Source organism: Pseudomonas sp. (assembly GCF_050739655.1).
Classification (GTDB): domain Bacteria; phylum Pseudomonadota; class Gammaproteobacteria; order Pseudomonadales; family Pseudomonadaceae; genus Aquipseudomonas.
Genome location: NZ_JBOIBY010000693.1, coordinates 1 through 2569, shown reverse-complemented (window position 1 = coordinate 2569; position 2569 = coordinate 1). Strand labels below are relative to the sequence as shown.

Below are 2569 nucleotides of genomic sequence, written 5' to 3'. Positions count from 1 at the left end.
CTACAGGTTTTTCGCGAGCAAGCTCGCTCCTACAAAGGGGGAGTTATTGCTTTTGAGGGGGCAGCTCTGGCAATGCACGCAGCGCGGCTTCGTACCATTCGGTATTGAACGCGCGGTCTTCTTCGAGGATTGCGTCGATTTCTACAGCTAAAACATGGGCCATCAGGTTGAGGATGTCTTCACGCTCATAACCCACCAGTGTCAGCTTGTTGAAGGTCGCCTTGGCGGCTGGCGGGTTTTCGCTTTCGATCTGGTTCTCGATGGCTTCGATCAGCGTATTTTCGGCGAACTCTTCTTCGTCGGCGTCGATATCGTTTGGCTCGCTCATGGCAGGCTCCTCAAGGAAAGGTGCTCAGTTTAGCCGCATTCAGCCGCGTGATGCTGCTGGCAAGAAATCCGTCGGCGTTCTATAAACAGGCACTGCCCACCCTGCACAGCCTGGAGGCTTTGTGATGATTCAGCTTTACGGATTCGCTGTCAGCAACTACTACAACATGGTCAAGCTGGCGTTGCTGGAAAAAGGACTGCCGTTCGAAGAAGTGCCGTTTTACGCCGGCACCAGCCAAGAAGCGTTGGCCATCAGCCCTCGCGGGAAGGTCCCGGTGCTGAAAACGGAGCAGGGCTTCATCAATGAAACCATGGTGATCCTCAAATACATCGAGCAAAGCCAGAAAGGCACGCCGTTGTTGCCAAGCGATGCGTTCGAGCGCGCCCAGGTGCTGGCGCTGGCGAAGGAAATCGAGCTGTACATCGAGCTTCCCGCCCGAGCCAGCTATCCCGAGGCGTTCTTCGGCTCGAAGCTGCCGGATGCGATCAAGGAAAAGACCAAGGCCGAGTTGCTGCTGGGTATTGCGTCCCTGGGCAGGCACGGTAAATTCAGCCCCTACGTGGCAGGCGAAAGTCTGAGCGTGGCGGATTTGTATTTTCTGTACAGCGTGCCGTTGGCCTGTGGGGTCGCCAGGAAGCTGTTTGATATCGATCTGTTGGCCGAATTGCCGGCGGCCAAGGCGCTGCTGCAGCGGCTGGAGCAGAATCCGAACGTACAGCGAATTGCGGCGGACAAGGAAGCGGCGATGCCTGCGTTTATGGCGATGGTCGCGTCCAAGAAATAGTTCTATAGCATGCCAAAACACATTCGCGGGCAAGCCTCGCTCCTACAGGTTCATACAGGCCCGTAGGAGCGAGGCTTGCCCGCGATGCTTTTAGCGGCTGGCGAGCAACGCCTGGCCGCGAGCCACGGCTGCCTTGACCTGCGCCGGCGCGGTGCCGCCGATGTGGTTACGGGCATTGACCGAGCCTTCCAGGGTCAGCACGGCGAACACGTCCTGGTCGATCTGGTCGCTGAACTTGCGCAGTTCTTCCAGGCTCATTTCCGCCAGGTCCTTGCCGCTTTCCACGCCGTACTTCACCGCATGGCCAACGATTTCGTGGCAGTCGCGGAATGGCAGGCCACGACGTACCAGGTAGTCGGCCAGGTCAGTGGCGGTAGAGAAACCGCGCAGGGCCGCTTCACGCATGATTGCGTGCTTGGGTTTGATCGCCGGGATCATGTCGGCAAAGGCTCGCAGCGAGTCGCGCAGGGTGTCGGCGGCGTCGAACAGCGGTTCCTTGTCTTCCTGGTTGTCCTTGTTGTAGGCCAGAGGCTGGCCTTTCATCAGGGTCAGCAGGCCCATCAGTGCGCCAAACACGCGACCGGTCTTGCCGCGCACCAGTTCTGGCACATCCGGGTTTTTCTTTTGCGGCATGATCGAACTGCCGGTGCAGAAACGGTCCGGCAGATCGATGAACTGGAACTGCGCGCTGGTCCACAGCACCAGCTCTTCGGAGAAGCGCGACAGGTGCATCATCGCGATGCTGGCCGCAGAGCAGAATTCGATGGCGAAGTCGCGATCGGAAACGTTATCCAGCGAGTTGCCTCCGACCGCTTCGAAGCCCAGCAGTTGGGCGGTGTATTCACGATCGATCGGGTAGGTCGTGCCGGCCAGTGCAGCGCTGCCCAGTGGCATGCGGTTGGTGCGCTTGCGGCAATCGACCAGGCGCTCGTAATCGCGGCTGAGCATTTCGAACCAGGCCAGCATGTGGTGCCCAAAGGTTACCGGTTGCGCGGTCTGCAGATGGGTGAAGCCCGGCATGATGCTGTCGGCTTCGCGCTCGGCTTGTTCCAGCAAGCCTTTTTGTAGGCGGGTGATTTCGCCCAGGATCAGGTCGATCTCGTCACGCAGCCACAGGCGGATGTCGGTAGCGACCTGGTCGTTACGGCTGCGGCCGGTGTGCAGTTTTTTACCGGTCACGCCGATGCGATCGGTCAGGCGCGCCTCGATGTTCATGTGTACGTCTTCGAGGTCGACGCGCCAGTCGAACTGGCCGGCCTCGATTTCGCCCTGGATGGTCTTCAGGCCATCGGTGATGCTGTCGCGCTCGGCATCGGTCAGCACGCCGACTTTGGCCAGCATGGTGGCGTGGGCGATCGAGCCCATGATGTCGTGGCGATACAGGCGCTGGTCGAAGGTGACGGAGGCGGTGAAGCGGGCGACGAAGGCGTCGACGGGTTCACTGAAGCGGCCGCCCC

The 2569-nt window shown here is 59.9% G+C and carries 3 protein-coding genes; 1 reads left to right on the top strand and 2 read right to left on the bottom strand.

Annotation, left to right across the window (positions count from 1 at the left end):
- Nucleotides 1-43: 43 nt before the first annotated feature.
- A complete protein-coding gene (locus tag ACRESJ_RS32720; protein WP_431761605.1) occupies nt 44-328 on the bottom strand; it encodes a hypothetical protein in 285 nt (94 codons plus the stop codon).
- A 124-nt stretch (nt 329-452) separates the two neighbouring features.
- Between ACRESJ_RS32720 and ACRESJ_RS32715 the strand changes: the two genes are divergently transcribed.
- The gene (locus ACRESJ_RS32715) at nt 453-1112 is read left to right on the top strand and encodes a glutathione S-transferase (RefSeq protein ID WP_431761604.1); all 660 of its coding nucleotides are present in this window, start codon (nt 453-455) and stop codon (nt 1110-1112) included.
- Between the two features lie 90 nt (nt 1113-1202).
- Here ACRESJ_RS32715 and argH read toward each other — a convergent pair.
- On the bottom strand, nt 1203-2569 hold a 1367-nt coding region (gene argH / locus ACRESJ_RS32710; RefSeq protein ID WP_431761603.1), incomplete at its 5' end, for an argininosuccinate lyase.